We start from the raw sequence: 20,701 nt of genomic DNA, 5'->3' as shown, positions 1-20,701 counted from the left end.
CGACATTGAGGAAATTACAGTCCTTGGTTAACAACAATAACTTATCTCTTAACTAATTCACTACAACCTAGTACTCAGTTTTTTCGATCTCTTGGCGCATATCATTTAAATCAATATAGCGGTCGGTCGCATTTCGCAGCTCTCTGGCGATCATCCCTTCTGTAGAAACTACTGTAATGTGAGTATTTTTTGACCGTAATAATTCTATTGCTCGTTCAAAATCACCATCACCACTAAATAAAATTACTTTGTCATATTGCTCAACTGTATTAAACATATCAACAACAATTTCTATATCTAAGTTAGCTTTTTGAGAATAACGTCCAGAATTATCGTCATAATATTCTTTAAGAATTTTTGTACGTACTGTATAACCCAGGCTAATTAAAGCATCTCTAAATCCTCGTTGATCTTGGGGGTCTTTTAAGCCTGTGTACCAAAATGCGTTGACTAGCGTGATATGAGGTTCTTTTTTGAAATAGTCTAAAACCCGTCGGGGATCGAAAAACCAGCCGTTTTTTTGCTGTGCATAGAACATATTGTTCCCGTCTACAAAAATAGACAGGCGGTTCATTGGACAAGGCATACAACTAAGACCTAAAATATGTTAAATTTAACGTAATCCCTTATTTTAGCAACTTTTATCTAAGCAGTTAGTAATAGTTATTCATTCATAAAATATTCTGGATTTTGCTTAGATTTTTGAGTTTATCTCCCTTTCTCCTTTAGTTAATCTGCTCGAATAACCTTAATTGATTTTGTATAGCTCGATCAACACCGTGAGTAACACAGCCGCGTCACTATATGTTCTCTATTCACTCTACATTTAATCTGTAGCTTTAGGTTAGACCCAACAGATCAGCAGAGGACACACCTCCTCAACTGAAGTAGGAACACCAGTCACTCCAACTACCTGCGTAGAGCTTGCCCTTATCAATTCCTGCCAGTTCCAGGGAAAGGAGATTGACACAAGCCGTTACGCCAGAGCCGCAGTAGACGAGAATTTCTGCTTTTGAGTCAATGTAAGCCCAGCGTTGTTTTTGCAAAGCGATCGCCTGCAAATAACCTTGCTCATCTGTAACTTCCTTCCAAGGATAGTTGACGGCTCCCGGAATATGACCTGCCATCGGATCAATCGGTTCGCGCTCTCCCAGGTAGCGATCGCGTTCCCGTGAATCTACCAAAGCCACCGTCGGTAAGTCTTTTCGTGCCTTTACAGTTTCCATATCCACCACATGTTCTGCTCGCAGTTGCGGCACAAACTGTCCGGGTTGTGGTGGAGTTGGCTGCTCCGTTACCGGATATCCTGCTCCCAGCCAAGCCCCCCAACCGCCATCAAGCAACGCCACCTTGTCATGTCCCAGGTAACGGAGTAGCCACCAAAGACGCGCCGCAAAGGCAAAGCGAGCATCATCGTAGGCAACCACCAAGGTTTCCCCAAAATTCACGCCCATTGCTGCCAACTTGATTGCCAACTGCTCGGTATCTGGCAAGGGATGACGACCCCCATGTTGCTCAACCGGGCGAGAAAGGTCTTGATTGAGATCGAGGTAATAGGCACCAGGAATGTGGCTCGTTAGATACTGTTGCCGTCCCCATTCTGAATCGGCAAGAGCAAAGCGACAATCTACAATCACCACTTGCGGATCGTCCAAATGTTCCCTGAGCCATTGAGCAGAAATCACAAAATTTGTCATTTAGTTATTAGTTATAGAAGTTGATTGCCCGCTCTGTAATTTTTTAGTTAATTGTAATTTTATTTGGTAGCTATATTACAAATTTTAACTGGCTATAGCAGTCTGATATGAGTTATCAGATGATATCACCTCAGATACCCAATTTCTTAGAAGGAACGCACCTTCACGAAGTAAATTATTAAATGATAGAAGACTAATCCTTGGTATAAAACCCGGCAAATCCACTGTAAAACGTAGCGGCTTATGGTGATTGTTCTTTCACAAATAAATAGACTTCAGAGCGCTGATAGCGCAGTTGAAAAGATTTGTTCTGAGTGAGTTGTTCGATCAAGTCGTCGGTGAACTCTGGGGTATTTAGCCAGCCGGGGTAACGGCGATTGAGCAATACATAATCAATCTTGGCAAGGTCAACAGATGCGGCGGCTGTGACATCGGCTGTTGGTGTATCTTGGAAAGTTAGCTTAAGAGTTGGGCGGTGGCTTAAGTGGGGAGCAATATTGTTGGTGGTGAGAACGCCGCCGGGGGTTTGAATGTGGGCGATCGCTTCCCGTGTCGCTTGCCAGGTATCGAAAGTTTTGGGGTAACTTGACCAAAAATAATGTTGGTTGCCCATGTATAAAAGCGCTAAAAAAGACCAGATAATGGGGAGCGATCGCGTTTTTACCCATCCTTTATTCAGCCATCCTTCACCCGCCGCCAGCGTCGATATAACTGACAAAAACAAAAACGGCACCACCGGGATAGAGTACTGAAATCCCAAATCTCTTTGATAGGGAACATCCGACAAAATATTCAGCCCCAGCATGGGTAGGGCACTGAACAACGGTGCTAGATGCCGAGGCGAGAGTCCCCAAATCACCGGGAAGATTAATTTAATCAGATATTTAAAGCTATCCCAGATATCAATCCGCTCCCAGACTAGCCACGGCTGCAACACCAGGTTTTTCGCCATCTCTGGAACCGAGTCTCCCAAATAGCTGTAACGATGAACCGCTGCTGGTTCGCTACCGCTAAAGGTGGGAATCATCCACTGCATCACAACCAAAAACCAGGCAACACCTAAAAATAAAGCGATCGCTCCACAACGACGCCGCCTTTCAAACAGCAGCAGCCACACTCCCATTGCCATGATCGTCAGAGAGAGAACCGCCTTACAGCCCAAGACAAAGATTACTCCCAAAGTAAACCACCCCAACTGATTGCGTCGGGCTGCCAACAGGGTAGCCAACAGCACCGGGAGTGCCATCACCTCTGGGTGAAAATCAAATAAATTGACATTGAAAACGACTGGATACAACAGATAAACAGCGGCAAGCATGACCGCTTGTTGCTCTTTAAGTCCCGCCTGACGTGCCAGTCCCCAAATCGGTAAAGCCCCCAAGCTCAGAGCGATCGCTTGTACCGCCAACAGCCAATGCACATTAGGAGAAATTTTGTATAGCAACCCTAAGGGATAAACCGCCCAAGCTGCATGATTGCCCAGATGATGAAACCCTAAGATCGAAGAAATGGGGGACTGTCCTTGAGCGATCAGATAAACAACCTGGTCATAAATCCCCAAATCAAACGCCCCAGAGTGAAATAGCGCATGTCTCAGACTACTACAGGCAAAATAAATCAAGGTACTGACACCGATCATCAATGGCAAGGTATCTGGCTTCAAGATTTTGTCTTTCATTGTCTTCGACCTGATCTAATGGAGCTGTATGGAACACACCAATGAGCTGGCGATCGCAAATGAGGAAGTGTTGACGCCAGTTATCTTGGATGAAACTCTATTCTTCAGCACTCAGGACAGCTTGTTAAGACCGAGGCAAAAATCCTGACTCTCAGGTCGAGGAGGGTGGATCTTGAATCTCATTTGTTGTGACTTTGGATAGAGAAATGTCCTTACTGGTGGTGAGAAAAGACGCATCTAAACCTTTGTCATAGAGAGGGTTATTTTCTAGCACCGTTGGCACAGGGACTGGAAACGCCAATGATTCGTTGGGAGTATTTTTTGCCTCCAGTGCTGTTAGGCGGTAGGCGAGATGCTGGATAATTTGGCTAACTTCACCCAAGGTTTGGGTAAGACTTTTCACCTTTTCTTGCAAATGGAGCACGGCGGCGGGGTTGGTGGCTAAATCCTCTAAGGGTGATGATGTCTCGTCTATACCCATTGCCTGCTCGTTCAATGCGTCCAACTTTGTCTCTAGCTGCTGCACCCGTAGGGCTAAGTTTTTGTCTTCACTAGTTGGATCGCTCTTGATGCCTAGCGCTGACTTCAGCAAGGTCAAGCCATACTCACTGCTGCTGATGCCCTGCACTTTAGCTTCCTCCTCAATCCTTTGAAGAAGTTCTGAGGATAGACGGATCGTCATCGTTTTATCCAGATTTTTTTTAGCCATATCTAGCTTTATCCGTTTTGCACACTGAATTGTAGTGAAATTGGGGATGTCATCAGCACCGAGCGAGTTCGCCTCTGTACAAAATAACTGTTTTTTGGGGAGCAGTGACTCTTAGAGAAGCCATCTCGCCTATTTATCACTTCATAGCTCTGCAATAGAAAAAACCCTGGTGAAGGTACACTAGGGCATCAAGTAGTGAAGCAGTTGAGTTAATCCACAGAACTTCTAAGCGGTGTTGGTAATGACGCGATCGCCGCGTCACCTCTTTTTAAAACGATGCTTTAAGCACCAGGCATAGTGCCAGTTGAGCTATTACCAGCACCTCCTTCTGGCTTGCGATGCCATTGACCGCCCTCGCCTTCGGAATAGCTATTTTTCACCGAGTTCCAGGCGACTTGGGAGGCAGCTTCCTCACTCATGCCATCAGAAGACGCCGCATTAAAGGCTGCCATGAAAATCTGTTGAGCACCTTGAGGCAGCTTTTCTTTTACTTCATTTGGCAACTCTTCAGCTTGTTTGTAGGGCATATTCACGCTCCATCCGATTACTAACGTTATATATCAATCAAATAGTGCAAGAAAAGTCATAAAAACATCTCTCTATGGGTGCAACAAGTGTTATTTCCTCATTTTTGGCTATTAAGAAGGCAGCAGGATGTTTCGGTTTTCCAAAATTTTGCCATAGCCCCCAACCTACAAGTCAGCAACACCGAAAAACTTAAACCCACCATAAACATCTCCTAACCGGGGTCAGAGAAAATAACACTAGGGGAGCTTGCTTTTGTCAACTAATTCTGGCGTTCATGCTCCTCTGACACCTTTGTTCCGGATACTGACAGGACCAACAAAGAACCCAATGCAGACTACATCTGGGTTCTTTTTTTTATCCCCCGCTCCTGTCAAAACCGAGCAACTAAGTGCCTAGCCGCTGATCTCACCCCAATGCGGCGGCAAACTTGTCTGTCGCTTCAATTAGACAGGAGCGAATACCCGGTTCGCTCATCGAGTGTCCTGCATCTGGAACGATAATTAATTCTGTTTCTGACCAAACCTGATGTAGTTCCCAGGCTGATATTGTCGGACAGACCACATCGTAGCGTCCCTGAATGATGGTTGCCGGAAGGTGACGGATGCGATTGACGTTATCTAGTAGTTGGGTTTCTGGCTCAAAAAACCCCTTGTTGACGAAGTAGTGGCATTCTATGCGAGCAAAGGCATCGGCAAACTGACTCTCCCCAAACCTATGCATCAAATCAGGACTGGGTAGAAGTTTACTGGTGCTGGCTTCCCAAATGGACCAAGCACGAGCGGCTTCTAGTCGAGTTTGAGGATCTGGGCTAGTCAAGCGTTTGTAGTAGGCACTCAGGAAGTCAGAACGTTCGGTGATAGGAATCGGTTTAACATAATCCTCCCAAGCATCTGGAAACAGGTAACTCGCCCCTTCTTGATAAAACCAATGCAATTCTTTTTGTCTGAGCATAAAAATGCCGCGTAGGATTAGTCCCAGACAAGGTTGAGGGTGGGTTTGGCTATAGGCAAGGGATAGGGTACTTCCCCAACTGCCGCCAAAAACGACCCATTGCTCGATGTTTAAATGCTGTCGCAGTTTTTCAATATCGCTTACTAAATCCCAGGTGGTATTTTCCCGTAGTTCTGTATGGGGGGTACTGCGACCGCAGCCTCGTTGGTCAAACAGGATAATGCGCCACTTTTCTGGGTCAAAGTATTGGCGAAAAAATCCTTGACTACCGCCACCGGGCCCGCCGTGGAGAACGACGACAGGTAGACCCTGAGGATTGCCAGATTGTTCAAAGTAGAGCCGATGCAGTTCAGAAACTTGTAAGGTTCCTTCTTGATACGGTTCGATGGCTGGGTACAGTTCTCGCATGGCGGTAGTGTTTTGTGTTGCTTGTGTCATCGGTCATTAGTGTCTTGACCAATAACTTTAGCAACGAGTACGGATGGGATTGGAAAATTAGGTGTTTTCAGGTTTGGAATCAAAACTTCAGATGACTCGCCAGCGTTATTTTTTTCTTTTCCTTGCCTTATTGGCGATCGCGCTTTCTTGGTGGGGCATTTTTACAGGACGGGCGGGGTTAGTGGTGCGTTCTTTAGAACGAGAGGGTGTACCGCTGCTCTACATGGCACCCCAGGCTCCTGTAGAAAAGGTGCCGGGGGTGCTTGTCGCCCATGGCTTTGCGGGGTCAAAGCAATTAATGCAGGGCTACGGGCAGGTTTTGGCACAAGCGGGTTACGCGGTGATGTTGTGGGATTTTAGCGGTCATGGGGCGAATGGAACCCCCCTGGGTGAGTGGTCGTCCCTCCAGGGTGACTTGGAGGTGGCAAGGGCAGGGTTGCTAGAACAACCAGAGGTTGATGCGACTCGCTTGGCACTGCTGGGTCACTCGATGGGAGGTGGGGCGGTGATGAGTGCAGCTATTGAGGATGTTGAGCAGTTTGCCGCTACGGTGGCAATTTCAGCGACAACGGCGGCAGTGACGCCGACTGCGCCCCGTAACCTGATGTTACAAATCGGCGCTTGGGAAGGGCGTTTGCTCCCGTATACGAAGGAACTATTGGCGAAAGCGGGGGGAGAAAGCGATCGCTTGGCGCAGGGACGGGGGCGATCGCTTGTTGTGGTTCCGAATGCGGAACACATTACGATTTTGTTTCGCGATCGCTCGCACCAAGCGGCGAAAAGTTGGCTCAATGGGACGTTTAATCTCTCTCCTAGCAGCAAGTATGCAGACCGTCGTCTTGTTTGGTATGCCTTGCACCTAATGGCTTGGCTAGCTACCGGAGTTATCGTTGCCCCAGTTTTGATTAAATCTGAGGGGGCTGGCGATCGCCTCAATGGATTTCGACGCTGGGGCGGTTTAATTATTTCGCCGCTTTTAGGGAGTGGTGTCTTGGCGTTAATCACGGGTGTTGTGGAACTGCCAAATTTGGGTGGCTTGCTTGTTGGGAGTACGGTGGGGGTGTGGTTCCTCATTGCTGGGAGCATTTGGTTGGCTATCCTCTGGAAACTGCCGCGCCCGACGCTTCGGGGTGTGGGGTTAGGGGTGCTATTGTTTGCGCTGCTTTGGGTGGCTTTTGGGCTGATGGGGCAGGTGGTCTGGTTGCAATGGTTGCTGATTCCACAGCGCTTGCAGCTTTGGCTCGTCTTGTCTGCGATGTGTTTTCCCTGGTTTCTGGCGGCGGGGGTGGCGCAACCGCAGCAGAGGTTTGGCAGCCGTTTAGGTTGGTGGTTTATGGAAAGTCTGGCGCTAGTTGTGGGGCTGGTTTTGGCGCTATTTTGGGTGCCGGGGTTGGGTTTTGTGTTTTTGTTGCTTCCGGTTTTTCCGGTACTGATGGGGATTCTTTCGGTGGCGGCGGCTTTTTTGGGGGAGGCTTGGGGTTATGGGGTGGGGAGTGCGCTGTTTTTTGGTTGGATACTGGCGGCGGTTTTTCCTTTGGTGGGATCGGGGTTTTAAACGGGATGGGGAAGCAGGGGGTGGGGTATTTAACTGAAGGGTGAGAAGATTCTCTCTTCATCAGTCTCTATTAGAAAGTTATGGGTGTGACGGCTTGTTTCTATGCTTGGGGAAAAACCCGGATTGGGGGGACTTGCCCCCCCAGACCCCCCCATTGGGAGCGCAGCGCCGCCCCCAAGCCCCCCGCGCAAGGGTTGATCGCTGAATGGCTATAGGAATGGTGAAATGGTGAAGCTTGAGTTGGCGGGGGGTTTTGGTTCGGTTTTGGGAGGTTTACAAGCTTACGGAATCTTTGTGACTCTTTTTTTGAGGGTTGGGGGAGCGATGTAGGGGGGCTGTTAGATGAATGTTGGTGTCAGGTGTGGGAAATCGCTCAGAAAGTTGATGTTTGGGAGATTGAAGGGGCGATGGTGTATTTGAAGCTGGCGTTGACGGCGGTGATTTGGGGGGGGACGTTTATTGCAGGGCGGGTGGTGATGCAAAGTATGGAACCGTTTTCGGCGGCGTTTTGTCGGTTTGCGATCGCCTCTTTTTGCTTGTTTTTCCTGACTCGTCAATTGGAAGGGGGTTTACCGAAGCTGAAGCTATATCAATTTGTGCAGGTGACGCTTTTGGGATTGACGGGGATTTTTATCTACAATGTCTGCTTTTTTTGGGGGTTGAAGTTGATTACGGCTAGTCGGGCGGCGTTGATTATTGCCCTCAATCCGATCGCGATCGCTATTGGTTCGGCGGTGGTGTTTGGAGAAAGACTCACACCGTTAAAGTTACTGGGAATCGTTACGTCTTTGCTGGGTGTGGTGGTGGTGATTGCTAGGGGCAGTTTGACGGTCTTATTTGCTAGCGGTTTGGGTTGGGGTGAAGTGTTTTTGTTTGGCTGTGTCCTCAGTTGGTGCGCTTTTACTTTAATTGGCAAACAAACGATGCAAGTCCTCTCTCCTTTGGCAACAACGACCTATGCCTGTTTAATTGGTGGCATCGCGTTGTTATTTCCGGCTTTGGGAGAAGGGTTAATGGGTGAGTTGACGCAGTTTTCTCTTGTAGCTTGGTTGGGAATACTGTATTTGGGGTTTTTCGGCTCGGCGGTGGGCTTTAGCTGGTACTACGAAGGGTTAAAGGCAATTGGGCCGGCAAGAGCTTCCATTTTCATTAATTTAGTACCTGTATCGGCGGTTCTTCTAGCCGCTTTGTTATTGGATGAGGAACTAACGCCGACGTTAATCGCGGGAGGTGCTTTAGTGGTGACGGGGGTTTTTCTGACGAACAGGAAATAAGCTGATCCAGGTCTTTTACTCGTTCTGTTTGGCAAACTCAGAAGGGGGGCGATCGTTACTCCACGCCCACCACACGTAACCACATTGACACTGATAAAACTCTTGCCATTTTTTGCGATACTCTTCTGTCATCACTGGGCTACGGCGGTTAATCCAAACTTTCTCTTGCTCGGCAGAAGACGCTCGACAACTGGGACAACAAAACGTTAAGGCGTGAGTGGCTGGCTCGATCCATTTTGGGGGAACGGGGGAAAACGCATCCATTGGAAAAACCTTTTAGTTAGTCATTGGCTAAAACTGTTGACAAATCAAATCCGCAAGCTGTCTAGTGCTTATTCTAGGGTGCTTACACAGGATCTAGCATTTCTGATTCAAGAGGTGGGAGGCTTTGTTTTGCATCAACCACACCAGGGTAAAGAGGCGCAGGCTTCGACGTGAGACTTCGGCGTGAACTTAGTCGAACGCTCAGTCGAACGCTCAGCCGAACGGGGGAGGGGAGGTTATCCTGGGTTTTGGTGCGATGGCTTTTGACTCAGTAGTATGATTCCTCTTGAGGGAATGCTTTACTTTTGAGAGATTGGCATTTCTTCATTAACTAGAGTTGACGCTGACGATGAATCCCGATCCTGAAATTCGCCGCCTCCTTGATCTCATGCCTGCTTCGGGTCGAATGTTGACTAAGATAATCAGCAAACCGCAGCAGCCGACGGTGATTGAAAGTCCGTTTCCGCTACCCTGGAACCCGGAACGACCGATTTATATCAATTTTGACTTATGGCGTCAGTTATCTAAGCCGCAACGAGACATGCTGCTGTTACATGCTGTGAGTTGGTTGATTGGAATTAAGTGGTTTAAGCCAGATTTGTATCAAGGCGTTGTTCTGGCGGGGTTAGTAGGGGGAGTGGTGGAACTGGTGCAGGGGGATGCGGTAGGAGTTGTGGTAGCGACGGGATTGAGTGCGGTAGCAGGGACGCAACTCTGGCGTTCTACTCGTAGTTCTCAAAAATATTTAGAGGCGGATGCGGCGGCGATTAAGGTAGCTGTGCGGCGCGGCTACAGGGAAACAGAGGCGGCGACTGGTCTTTTGTCTGGTATTGAAGCGGTAGCACAAATTGAAGGGCGTCCGGGCTTGAATTTTATTGAGTTAATCCGTTGTCAAAATCTCCGGGCGATCGCAGGTCTTTCTCCTCTCAGTGTCCCCGAAACCATCAAGCAAGAGTAGGACTTGTAGAGGCGGGTTTTGCCTATCTGATTTCGCTTTGAGAAAAAACCTTTCGCCAAGTCTTTTTAAGAGTTTAAATAAAGTTAATAAGTGTTTAATTTCTTTTCAAAAAACCCTTAAACTTCCAGTTTTGTCAATTAATTAATAAGGTGCCTGTAAACTATAGACGTGCTGCTGATAGAAATGTTCCTACGGAATCTCTATCCGTGTCTAAGTCTTACAGGTAGGTGATCCCTAGGTAGAGACAAACCTGATAAACATCTACCTAATGGTTCTAGATAAAAGAGGGACTCCTTCTATATCATGAACTTGCTGAGGGATAAAAACAGCATTTTAAAAAAGGTTGTGTAGTATATGAAGAACCCAATTTCTTCCCAAAATTCTTTCATTCCGTCTCCTATTTACGAAATAGCCGCTAAGGTGGCTAAATCTCATCAAATTACAGAAGCTGAAAAAAGCGTTTTAAGAAATAGCTTCTTAAAAAGTCCTTTGCATGAAGAAGAACATCGCCTGATCGACCGTTTATATCACTCCCTGCGCCGGGGAAAAATTACCCTGGTGTAGCGACCTAAAGGCAACGGTAAAGCTGATAATCGTAACCATCAACTGGCGTTTTCAAGATACTTGCCTCTTCTGCAAAGCAATTGGGTGCTTCTACTACGGGGGCTTTGAAGTTTACTAACCACAAGTCTAGGGGTCGTGGCAGTTGGGCTAAGGTATCTTGAAGGATAGCTACAGCCGGGCAGTTTGTCTCTTCACATCGCCCTTGCTTTTGATGAGCTAAGAGAAATTGCGGGTTCAGGAGTGCTTTCTGGGCGTTAGCAGCATGTTGCAGTTCCCAAGCGATCCCCATGATTTCTCCCGTCTGTACCAGGGTATTATGGGTTGTCGCAATCAAGACGGGATGGGATGAGGCGCGTTGCATGACTGACACGAGTAAGTCAGGACGATAGTATTTTTGATAACCAAGGTTAGAGACAACGGTAATGCCGCTGAGAAGTCCAACGAATCCAATCAGGGCGATCGCTTTTTTACCGTTGAGTCCCCAGGTGAGTTGGGAGTGGGTAGCTTTCCAGCTTACGGCTAGGCTGGCTCCCAGGACGGCGATGACACCGGGGAAGTAGACGAAGTTATACCGTGCCCCCCGTGTGAGGTCTGTCCCTAAAAAGTAGGTGATGGCGAAAAAAATCGCGATCGCCCCTAAAATAAATCCTCCCAAAACCCCCACACCGAGACGAGTTGAGGGTTGCTGGAGTTGCACACGGATGCCGCGATAAAGCAGAGGGATTGCCCAGACAAAAAAGGCAATCATCAAGGCTCCGGAAACAATGACTACGGGCAGCGAGGCAGCTTCAACAGGCAGTAATGCCAGCATCGTAATCCAGGCTGCTAAGGACTGAAAGAGGGGATTGAGCCATTCTAAAAAGTTGCGATCGCTACTTTGAATCCAAGCCGTCATCTGCGGGTCGTAACTGGACTGCAACACGGGAAACCAGATTAACCCACCAACCACGGTTCCCGCCACCGCTGCGTAAATTCGCCACCAAGAGGATTGGCGATGGGAATTTCTTTTGACGGGGTATTTACTTGCAGGAACGTTGGAGTAAATTTGCTCTCCTGCTCCCCTGCTCCCCTGCTCCCTCGCTCCCTCGCTCCCCATCTCCCGACGCTGACGCCACCACAGGACGAGCAAAACGATGATCTCGGCACAAAGGGTAAGGGTGAAGAAGTAGTGGGTGGCGATGCCTAAGCTATTCACGACTACCCAACTCAGGACGATCCACATGGGTAAAGGGCGGCGGCGTTGCAGGTGCTGTGCGGCAACGACTAAGCAACAGAGGGAAGCAATCACCCACAAAACCGCTAAGGTGTAATGACGGGCTTCTTGTGCCAAAAAGATGCCGTAGGGAGACACTGCCATCAGGGCGGCGGCAAGTTGAGCAACGAGCTGAGAGCGAAAGGCGAGCCAACTCAGTCCGTATAGGGCAGGGATTGAGATGACACCAAAAAGGGCAGGAAGCGATCGCGCTGCCCAAAGTGATACGTATCCCGATTGAGGAAAAAGTTGCATCCACCAGTGAACCAGCACAAAGTACAGGGGCGGATGGTGATCTTCGGCAAATAAATGACGCAACACTGCCGATGCTCCCGCCGCAGGGTCTGGTTGCAAGGGCTGCATAAGTAGATTTAACGGAATTGCCTCGTTAAGCGGTACCGTTTTAAAGCTATTGCCCAGGCTAAAGACTAAGGTGGCAAATTCATCAGTCCAGGGAGATTTTCCAGCTAGCTGCGTAAAGCGTAAACCTGCACCAATGGCGATCGACATCAATAGCAGCAGGGGAGGGAGCCAGCCTTTTGAAACAAGCGATTTCAACCGATGCGACCTCTACTCAACGTCCGTTACTCGCCAACTGAGCTTCAGATTAACCCAAAAGTTCCAAAGCGTAACAATCGCGATCGCTAGCAGGTTCGCAACATAGCGGTTGATGCCAAAGATATTAAAGAACACATTCAACAGCAAGACGTTGAGAATTAACCCACCCAGGCAGACAATATTAAACTTCAAGAATCGTTTCAACCGCTGACGTTTCCCCGGTTGCCGACGGGCAATATCGCCAAAAGTCCACATATCATTCCACAAAAAATTGTTAAGGATTGCGACCTCTGAGGCAATGATTTTACTGCGAGTCAAGGGCAATCCCAGAGTGCTAGGGTCACTGAGCAGGTAAAGCAGGATCATATCCACAAACACGCCTGTTAACCCCACTGCACCAAAGCGGAACAACCGCGCTATCGGCCACAGGGACAGGCGCAACTTAATTAAGTGCTGGAGATACTCAATGTATTGTTTCCAGGTAACTTTACTTTCTCCCTCTAGGCGCTCCTGAAAGACATAGCCGGCTTCCGCAATCCAGCGTACCTGTCCCCGCCCAATTACTTCAATCAAGATTTTGTAACCCACTGGACTCAGCGTCCGCCCGACAATGCAGCTACGGCGCACTAAAAAGTAGCCACTCATCGGGTCAGAGATGCGACCAATCACCTCAGGCAAAATAATTAGTCCTAAGGTCTGTGCGCCACGGGATAAGAAGCGGCGGATGATACTCCATTCACTCACACCACCCCCTTCAACGTGGCGGCTGGCAACTGCTAAATCCGCACCCCGCTCAATTTCATTCCACAGTTGCAATAGCACTTCTGGAGGATGCTGGAGGTCAGCGTCAATCACTCCTAAGACTTCACCCTGTGCCGCTTGCCAGCCTCGGATAACGGCGGTGGACAGTCCCCGTTCTTCAACCCGCCGCATCACCCGCAGTTGAGGATACTCTGGCATCATTGCCTGTGCCAGTTTCCAGGTTCCATCAGGGCTGTTGTCATCAACAACGATTAACTCGTAGGCTCCAGGAATCCGGCTATCGAGGAGCTGTGTTAGCTGCTGGACAATCTTTTGGACGTTTTTCCCTTCGTTGTAGGTGGGAATGACGAGAGAAAAACGAATCGGATTATGGGGACTAGGCTCAACCGCCGCATCAATTGTGGCTTCTGGGGCAAGGGCTACTGGAGAAATCTGTAAGGAACCTGAGGGAACTGGCAAAAAGAAATCAGGTTGGCTGAAGCTCATTGAGTAAACCTCAAGTTTTTAAAGAGAGGAGGTATATAGTTGCAGCGTGAATGGGTCAATTTCCATCGTTCCTGGCAACTGAACTGTCTGTTTCCGTTGCAGGCGATCGCTTAAGCGTTCAACAGCTTGTTGATGCTGCTGTTTTTCAGTGGCTGTTTCGAGCGTTCCCTAAATGGGACGAGCGCTATTTAACCAGAGAATACGCGAATATTGGGCAGATTCTGTCTTTAGCTTTGTTTGTAGATTGGGAGCTAGCTTATGCTCAAATACAATAGCAACAATAGTGACGAGGGTCGAAAACTAGCATAATGGCACTTAAGGCGATAATCCAGTAGGCAAATAGATAAAACGTCAACAATCCCGCCGCAACTGAGCCAATTAAGACCGAACTCCAGAGTCGAGAGAATCTTTGGGATTTTTGCTCAACAGCATAACTAAGCGCGATCGCAAATGCCGATAAGTTCCAACAGCGCCCAAGTACTCAGGGTTGTCTAGAGCGATCGCGATCGCTCCACCAGCCACCATTGAAAGCGAAACCGCCACAGGGAATTTCAAAATAGAAAAGTCTCGGTTCATAGCATTGGTTAAGGGTAAGGAGAAAACTCTCTAGCCAGTCTAGTCAATCTTTTTTGTAAATCTTTGATTTATTGAGAAAGCTAACAGGTTGTGATTTGCTTCTAGAGAAGGTTATAACCAAAGACAATTCTGCTAAAGACTAGGGCGTGTTTGGCTTGGCGTTAAAAATGTAGAGGCATAGGAGTCTTGTCTTGAAATTTAAAAGTGGTATTTTTCTGCTCGCAATTATCTGTATCGTGGCAACAGGGCTGGCAATGTACTTGCTAGGCGGTATAGATCCTGCGGACTTAAACGCATGGCTGAAGCAGGCAGGAATTTGGGCACCCATCGTTTACCTCGTCCTCTATACCGTGGCAACGCTACTGGTATTGCCATCAACCGCATTGAACCTTACAGGCGGTGCGCTTTTTGGCCCTTGGTTGGGTACGTTTTGGACAAGTCTCGCCGCAATTGTGGCGGCGGTAGTGGCGTTTGCCTTTACGCGGACAATCGGACGAGACTTGATCGCCGGGCGGTTAGCAGGACGTTGGGAAGCCATGGATGCGGAGATGCGTCAGGGGGGATTGTTTTATATGTTCGCCATCCGTCTGCTGCCAATTATTCCCTATGGTTTAGTCAACTTTGCTGCTGGTTTAACGTCCATTCGCTTTCGTGACTACTTGCTAGGAACTATTCTCGGCACAATTCCTGGCGTACTGCCCTTTGTGATGATTGGCAGTTCTGGACTACAAGCCATGAAAACCGGAGATGTTCTGCCGTTGATGGGATCGTTATGTTTGATGGGGGTGCTCGTGGGGGGAGCTACTTGGTATCGCCGCCGCCGCCAGTCTCCGCAAAAAGCCTTGGAGAAAGCAGAGCGGGAGCGTTTTTCGGAATCTTCTGATGTTACAGAGCCGGATTAACTCCTAAAACTTTGGCAAAACCTATTTTTAAAAAATGATTGAATATTAAAGTTTCAATTAGGATTTGATTGCCGCTGTAAGTCTATTAGTTTTCCTAGAAAATTATCTTGCTTTGACGTCTTTAAACTTAGACAAAAGGTTTAATTGCATCTACAGGAGGCGAGATTCTGACTTCTATCTGAATATCAAATTATGATAGAAATGAGCGGATTAATTGTGAAGTTCCAGTGAAAACAACGACAATTGACAGTATTATCTCTAACGCTTTAGAGGGAAAAGACCTTTGTCCCAGTGAGGGAGTATTTTTATTGCAGCAAACGGCACCGGAGGCGATCGCTACTATCCGCCAAGCAGCGGATATACTGCGTCAGCGACAAGCCGGGGACACCGTAACCTATGTAATTAACCGCAATATTAACTACACCAATATCTGTGAACAGCATTGTAGTTTCTGTGCCTTTCGGCGGGATGCCGGAGAATCAGGTGCCTACTGGCTAGACTGGGGGCAAATCTTGGAAAAGGCAACGGATGCTGTTGGGCGAGGGGCGACAGAAATTTGCATGCAGGGAGGGCTGAACCCCGACGCCAAGATTGATGGGGCGACGTTGCCTTATTACCGTAAGTTGGTGGAGACAATAAGCGATGAGTTTCCCCAACTCCACATTCACGCCTTCTCTCCCCAGGAAGTACAGTTTATTGCTGATCAAGATGGCATCAGCTACAGCGAAGTTATTGCTTCCCTGCAAGAGGCGGGGGTGGACTCAATGCCGGGAACAGCAGCGGAAGTGTTGGATGATCGGGTGCGGCGCATTCTTTGCCCAGAAAAAACCGATACGGCGACTTGGTTAGAGATTGTAGGGACAGCACTGCGCTTAGGAATGCCCATGACCAGCACAATGCTATCCGGGCATATTGAAACACAATCGCAGCAAATTGGGCATTTAGAAAAATTGCGATCGCTCCAACGTACTGCCAAAGAAAACGCCTATCCTGCCCACATTACCGAATTTATCCTGCTACCTTTTGTCGGGCAAGAAGCGCCCAAACCCTTACGAAACCGAGTAAAACGCGATCAACCTGTTCTAGAAGATGCCCTCTTGCTCACCGCCGTGGCACGGATTTTCTTAGGTAACGACATTACCAACCATCAACCGAGTTGGGTAAAACTTGGTCTAGAGGGTGCCACAGAAGCTCTCAACTGGGGCTGTAATGACCTTGGCGGTACTTTGATGGAGGAACATATCACCACGATGGCAGGGGCAAAAGGCGGCACCTGTATGGCAGTGGAAACTTTGCAAGAGGCGATTCATTCGTTGGGGCGTCCTTACCAGCAACGAGATACGCTTTATAAAAAGTTAAAGCAAACAGCCAACAGCACAACTTAGTGCTTGTTTTAATATCAACAAGTGTCGTTTCTTCCTCGGTTTTCCCCCTTGCCAAGAGTGGAAGATCGGTCAAAACTAATGTGTTGAGAAAACTCTAAGGCAAAAGAAACTTTCCTAGGTGACTGCATTAATGCCTAAGCACAATAAATCTTTCTTGCTGCTCGCCTTGGGAGCGGCTGTTTTGTTGGTAGGTGGGGCAGGGGTGACTTACTGGTTGCTCGTGCAGCGGAATTTTCTCCAGGGGAATATCCCGAACGGGGCAACTCTAATTCCGCAAGATGCCTTGATGACGATATCGGTATCGACAGATACTAGGGCATGGCAGCAGGTAAAAAGCTACGGCACCCCCGAAACCCAAGCCGCGTTAGAAAACAAACTTGGGTCACTCGAAGAGTCTCTCCTAGACGCCAATGGCTACAACTACAGCCGTGATGTTGAGCCGTGGTTGGGAGACACGGTGATGCTGGCGTATGTCGCAACGGGGGTAGTATCAGTAGCAACCCCCCTGCAAACTAATGTAATGGTGCTGCCGATCAAGAATTGGGCACAGATACGGGGACTGCTGGAAAAAACCCAGTCTCAACTTGGGGTAGTAGAGCGCACCTATAAGGGCATCCCTATTTATGAAAGCCGAAATAGCGAGGGGCAGCAATTTTCTGCTACCGTGCTGGAGCGCTTTTTGGTGGTGGCAGACACTCCCCAAGCGCTCGATCGCGTTATTGATACTTATAAAGGGGGGGCTTCCATTGCCACAACACCCGGTTATGCAGAGAATTTAGGAAAGATTAGAACGTTGGCACCCTTTGCTCAGATGTATTTTAATGTGCCCGCGATCGCGGCTACTGCTGCGGCTAATTCCACCCAATCCTTATCTGTGGAAAATGTCGCCCAAGCGCAACAAAAACAAGGCATCGCGACAAGCGTGATGTTAAAGCCAGAGGGGTTGCAATTTCAAGGTATTTCCTGGCTTAAACCCGATAGCCGACAAACATTTGTTGTGGAGAATACTCCTGGTACCTTGCCGCGACTCCTTCCGGCAGACACCTTGGTAATGATGTCTGGCGGTCATTTAGTGCGGTGGTGGCAAGATTACGTTAAAGGAACTCAATCAAATCCCCTCTCATTTTTTCCCCCTGCAACCCTACGAGCAGGAGTTAAGGAAACAACGGGTTTGGAGTGGGAGCAGGATTTACTGCCCTGGATGAATGGGGAGTTTGTCTGGGGTCTAATTCCGGCTGCTGCTGACACGGACTCGAACTTAGGGGCAGCAATGGTGTTTATGGTACAAGTTAGCGATCGCCGAGCGGCAGAACAGTCTTTCCAAAAACTCGATCAGGTAATGGCAAGTCGTTACCAATTCCAAGTTAATCAATCCCAACTAGGGGGACAAGCGGTTGTCAACTGGACATCGCCGTTGGGGGGAATTAGCGCCACCCATGGCTGGTTAGATGACAACAAAATTGCCTTTTTAACGATCGGGGCACCCCTTGCCCAGACAATTGTCCTGCAACCGAAAACCACCCTGACACAAACACCTCTGTTTCAGCAAATAGTACCGTCTCAACCAAAACCCAATAACGGTCAGTTTTTCCTAGATGTGGAACGTCTGCTGAGTGCGGAGAATTTGATGTTGCCCCAATTACCGCCGGAGCAAATAAAATTTGTCAAAGCGATTCGTACTATCGGCGTAACAGCCGCGATCGCTGATGAGCGCAGCAGCCGCTTTGATATTTTTGTGCAGCTCAAGTCTACCCGCACTTCCAATCCCTCAACCAACAAAGCGCCTGCTTTGCCTCAGCCTTCTTTTATGCCCTCTCCAGGTAGTTGAGGTGGGGAGCGGGGGAGCAGGGGTGCAGAGGAGCAGGGGTGCAGGGGAGCGGCAAAGAAGCAATAATCAACCCTATTCATACTTCACCCGTTCGGCTGAGCGTTCGACTGAGCGCTCACGCCGAAGTCTCACGGCCGAAGCCTTCATACTTCATACTTCATACTTTCTTCCCTACTCAGGACTCAGGACTCAAGACTCACCGACTCTCTTCACCCTTTAGCCATGAACAATGAGCAATTAGCATTTAGGATAAGAGTGACGCTGCAAAAATTAGTCTTTGAAAACTCAGTAGAGAGAATACTTTATGGATCTGGTTGTACTCCAGAACTCGCTGGATAACATTTCCTTTGCTGTCTTGTTTGTCACCATGCTGGTTTACTGGCTAGGGGCAGCTTTTCCAGGGATTCCCTTGTTGCCCACCTTAGGCACAACCGGAATGGCGATCGCTAACCTCTGCATTGCCGCCTTACTTGGCGCAAGATGGCTGGAAGCGGGCTACTTCCCGTTAAGTAATCTTTACGAATCTTTATTTTTCTTGGTATGGGGAATTACCACGGTGCATTTGCTGGCAGAAAATATGAGCCGCAGCCGCCTAGTGGGTGTTGCTACCGCCCCGGTGGCGATGGCAATTACCGCCTTTGCTGCCTTGACTCTGCCCTCGGAAATGCAAGCGGCTGAACCCTTAGTACCAGCCCTGAAGTCTAATTGGCTAATGATGCACGTCAGCGTGATGATGCTCAGTTACGCAGCGTTAATGGTCGGCTCCTTGTTGGCGATCGCTTTTTTAGTCGTCACTCGCGGTCAAAATGTCGAACTTCGGGGAAGTTCCGTGGGTACAGGAGCCTTCCGAACTAAAGATGGAACCTCTTACCAACTGCTCCGCAATGGTAATTCCAGCAACGAAGCTGCCCCCAATGGTTCGTCTCCTGTGACCTATTTGGCTCAGGACAACGGCGCGGCGGGCAACACCGCCACCCTAACCATGGTTGCGCCTGCTGGCTCCGGGACAGCAACTGTTCCCCTATCCCCTCAACGCCTGAGTCTGGCTGATACCCTCGATAACATTAGTTATCGCATTATTGGGCTAGGATTTCCGCTGCTCACGATTGGCATTATCGCCGGGGCAGTCTGGGCAAACGAAGCTTGGGGTTCCTACTGGAGCTGGGACCCGAAAGAAACTTGGGCGCTGATTACCTGGCTGGTGTTTGCCGCTTACCTGCACGCGCGGATTACTCGCGGCTGGCAGGGGCGACGCCCAGCAATTTTGGCAGCCACTGGATTTGTCGTGGTCTGGATTTGCTATCTTGGGGTGAATTTGCTGGGTAAGGGGTTGCACTCCTACGGCTGGTTCTTCTAAGCTTTCCGGCTCATTGGTGCAGTGCTTAGTAAATTATTCCTACGAGCGTCAGTAATTAACCTAAACCAAATTACTGACCAAGAAGTATCAAGGATGAAGGATGAAAAACCGGAGACAAGCCCTTAATTTTTCATTCTTTAGCCTTTAGTTGACTCTTTGAAAACATCAATCGAATCGGGGGACAGAGGCGTGGAAAATCAGTTCAAGCCACTTGCTGTTGGTGAAGTTCTATCAGTTAACGAACTGAATTTGTTTTTGATTGGGCACCGGACATTCCGAGTCGGTGAATTGTCCGAAGCCCTCCGCCAGCAGATGCAATATAACCTAGCCGAATGGAATGACGACAAGGATGGCTGGTTTAGTGAAGAGGGCATTGCTTGTGAAGTCTTGCAATTCACTGCCGGAGGCTGGCAAAAGGGTAAAGTCAGAATCAACCTGGAGTTTTGCCCGGATGAGCCGGGAACAGGCACGAATGTAGGTTCAGCGATCGCTGACGATGCGATCAAACAAGGCACTGCTAATACCACGGCTGATGACTTAGATCTAGACCTCGACGATTCCTCGTTCGGTATGGACAATGAACTAGTCGGCACCACCAGTGCTACAGCTAATGAACCAGACCTAGATATCTCTGACACCACAGACAATGAGTTAGACCTAGGTGATGCCCAGTTCAGTATGGACGAGGCACTAGAAACTCCCACCACTAGTGAGGAGGATCTAAATCTAGACGACTCTTCCTTCAGCATGGGTGAAGAAGAGGAATCGGAAGTTCTAATTATTACTGAAGAATTTGAACTGAATGAATCCCCCTTCAGCTTGGGTGAAGAAGAGGATTCGGAAGTTCTAATCATTACTGAAGAATTTGAACTGAATGAATCCCCCTTCAGCTTGGGTGAGGAAGAGGAATCGGAAGTTCTAATTATTACTGAAGAATTTGAACTGAATGAATCCCCCTTCAGCTTGGGTGAGGAAGAGG

At 48.5% G+C, this 20,701-nt stretch carries 20 protein-coding genes; 10 read left to right on the top strand and 10 right to left on the bottom strand.

What is annotated here, in order from left to right; genetic code table 11:
- Positions 1-67 precede the first annotated feature (67 nt).
- The 6 genes from AC5JR3_RS09815 to pip form a co-directional block, all read right to left on the bottom strand.
- Positions 68-586 (bottom strand): LabA-like NYN domain-containing protein, encoded by a 519-nt coding sequence (locus tag AC5JR3_RS09815; protein ID WP_495845396.1) that lies wholly within the window; start codon positions 584-586, stop codon positions 68-70.
- A gap of 292 nt (positions 587-878) precedes the next feature.
- A complete protein-coding gene (locus AC5JR3_RS09810; protein ID WP_495845394.1) occupies positions 879-1,697 on the bottom strand; it encodes a sulfurtransferase in 819 nt (272 codons plus the stop codon).
- 241 nt (positions 1,698-1,938) lie between these two features.
- Complete coding sequence (locus AC5JR3_RS09805) at positions 1,939-3,375, bottom strand: DUF2079 domain-containing protein (RefSeq protein WP_495845392.1); 1,437 nt, start codon at positions 3,373-3,375, stop codon at positions 1,939-1,941.
- Between the two features lie 151 nt (positions 3,376-3,526).
- Complete coding sequence (locus AC5JR3_RS09800; protein ID WP_495845389.1) at positions 3,527-4,057, bottom strand: hypothetical protein; 531 nt, start codon at positions 4,055-4,057, stop codon at positions 3,527-3,529.
- Between the two features lie 308 nt (positions 4,058-4,365).
- Positions 4,366-4,611, bottom strand: a complete 246-nt coding sequence (locus AC5JR3_RS09795) for a ChaB family protein (RefSeq protein ID WP_495845388.1) — start codon at positions 4,609-4,611, stop codon at positions 4,366-4,368.
- 406 nt (positions 4,612-5,017) lie between these two features.
- Positions 5,018-5,971 carry a prolyl aminopeptidase gene (pip, locus tag AC5JR3_RS09790; protein ID WP_495845667.1) on the bottom strand — a complete coding sequence of 318 codons (954 nt, stop codon included), beginning with the start codon at positions 5,969-5,971 and terminating at the stop codon, positions 5,018-5,020.
- A 121-nt stretch (positions 5,972-6,092) separates the two neighbouring features.
- Between pip and AC5JR3_RS09785 the strand changes: the two genes are divergently transcribed.
- Both AC5JR3_RS09785 and AC5JR3_RS09780 read left to right on the top strand, forming a co-directional pair.
- Positions 6,093-7,556, top strand: coding sequence for an alpha/beta hydrolase (locus AC5JR3_RS09785; protein ID WP_495845387.1), 1,464 nt, complete (start codon positions 6,093-6,095; stop codon positions 7,554-7,556).
- Positions 7,557-7,915: 359 nt separating this feature from the next.
- A complete protein-coding gene (locus tag AC5JR3_RS09780) occupies positions 7,916-8,830 on the top strand; it encodes a DMT family transporter (RefSeq protein ID WP_495845385.1) in 915 nt (304 codons plus the stop codon).
- A 15-nt stretch (positions 8,831-8,845) separates the two neighbouring features.
- Here AC5JR3_RS09780 and AC5JR3_RS09775 read toward each other — a convergent pair whose 3' ends face one another.
- Positions 8,846-9,094, bottom strand: a complete 249-nt coding sequence (locus AC5JR3_RS09775) for a hypothetical protein (protein ID WP_495845382.1) — start codon at positions 9,092-9,094, stop codon at positions 8,846-8,848.
- 349 nt (positions 9,095-9,443) lie between these two features.
- Here AC5JR3_RS09775 and AC5JR3_RS09770 point away from each other — a divergent pair, with 349 nt between their 5' ends.
- A complete protein-coding gene (locus AC5JR3_RS09770; RefSeq protein ID WP_495845381.1) occupies positions 9,444-10,052 on the top strand; it encodes a DUF3318 domain-containing protein in 609 nt (202 codons plus the stop codon).
- 354 nt (positions 10,053-10,406) lie between these two features.
- Positions 10,407-10,616, top strand: coding sequence for a hypothetical protein (locus AC5JR3_RS09765; RefSeq protein ID WP_495845379.1), 210 nt, complete (start codon positions 10,407-10,409; stop codon positions 10,614-10,616).
- A 4-nt stretch (positions 10,617-10,620) separates the two neighbouring features.
- Here the strand turns inward: AC5JR3_RS09765 and AC5JR3_RS09760 are convergent, their stop codons facing one another.
- The gene (locus AC5JR3_RS09760; RefSeq protein ID WP_495845666.1) at positions 10,621-12,378 is read right to left on the bottom strand and encodes a glycosyltransferase family 39 protein; all 1,758 of its coding nucleotides are present in this window, start codon (positions 12,376-12,378) and stop codon (positions 10,621-10,623) included.
- Positions 12,379-12,438: 60 nt separating this feature from the next.
- On the bottom strand, positions 12,439-13,674 hold the full coding sequence (locus AC5JR3_RS09755) for a glycosyltransferase (protein ID WP_495845377.1): 1,236 nt from the start codon (positions 13,672-13,674) through the stop codon (positions 12,439-12,441).
- Positions 13,675-13,724: 50 nt separating this feature from the next.
- Here AC5JR3_RS09755 and AC5JR3_RS09750 point away from each other — a divergent pair, with 50 nt between their 5' ends.
- Positions 13,725-13,949: a hypothetical protein gene (locus AC5JR3_RS09750; protein ID WP_495845375.1), complete on the top strand. Its 225-nt coding sequence runs from the start codon at positions 13,725-13,727 to the stop codon at positions 13,947-13,949.
- 103 nt (positions 13,950-14,052) lie between these two features.
- Here AC5JR3_RS09750 and AC5JR3_RS09745 read toward each other — a convergent pair whose 3' ends face one another.
- A complete protein-coding gene (locus AC5JR3_RS09745) occupies positions 14,053-14,250 on the bottom strand; it encodes a hypothetical protein (RefSeq protein ID WP_495845373.1) in 198 nt (65 codons plus the stop codon).
- A gap of 191 nt (positions 14,251-14,441) precedes the next feature.
- Here AC5JR3_RS09745 and AC5JR3_RS09740 point away from each other — a divergent pair, with 191 nt between their 5' ends.
- The 5 genes from AC5JR3_RS09740 to AC5JR3_RS09720 all read left to right on the top strand — a co-directional run.
- Positions 14,442-15,152 carry a TVP38/TMEM64 family protein gene (locus AC5JR3_RS09740; RefSeq protein WP_495845371.1) on the top strand — a complete coding sequence of 237 codons (711 nt, stop codon included), beginning with the start codon at positions 14,442-14,444 and terminating at the stop codon, positions 15,150-15,152.
- 227 nt (positions 15,153-15,379) lie between these two features.
- Positions 15,380-16,537, top strand: a complete 1,158-nt coding sequence (gene cofH / locus AC5JR3_RS09735; protein WP_495845369.1) for a 7,8-didemethyl-8-hydroxy-5-deazariboflavin synthase subunit CofH — start codon at positions 15,380-15,382, stop codon at positions 16,535-16,537.
- Positions 16,538-16,667: 130 nt separating this feature from the next.
- Positions 16,668-18,365 carry a DUF3352 domain-containing protein gene (locus AC5JR3_RS09730; RefSeq protein ID WP_495845367.1) on the top strand — a complete coding sequence of 566 codons (1,698 nt, stop codon included), beginning with the start codon at positions 16,668-16,670 and terminating at the stop codon, positions 18,363-18,365.
- Between the two features lie 304 nt (positions 18,366-18,669).
- Positions 18,670-19,722, top strand: a complete 1,053-nt coding sequence (gene ccsB / locus AC5JR3_RS09725; protein WP_495845365.1) for a c-type cytochrome biogenesis protein CcsB — start codon at positions 18,670-18,672, stop codon at positions 19,720-19,722.
- 156 nt (positions 19,723-19,878) lie between these two features.
- Positions 19,879-20,701 (top strand): KGK domain-containing protein (locus tag AC5JR3_RS09720; RefSeq protein WP_495845364.1); only part of this gene is annotated, 823 nt, incomplete at its 3' end.

The organism is Kastovskya adunca (assembly GCF_059505785.1).
Note: the sequence above shows the minus strand (reverse complement) of the source record. Positions and strands in the feature narration are given on the sequence as shown.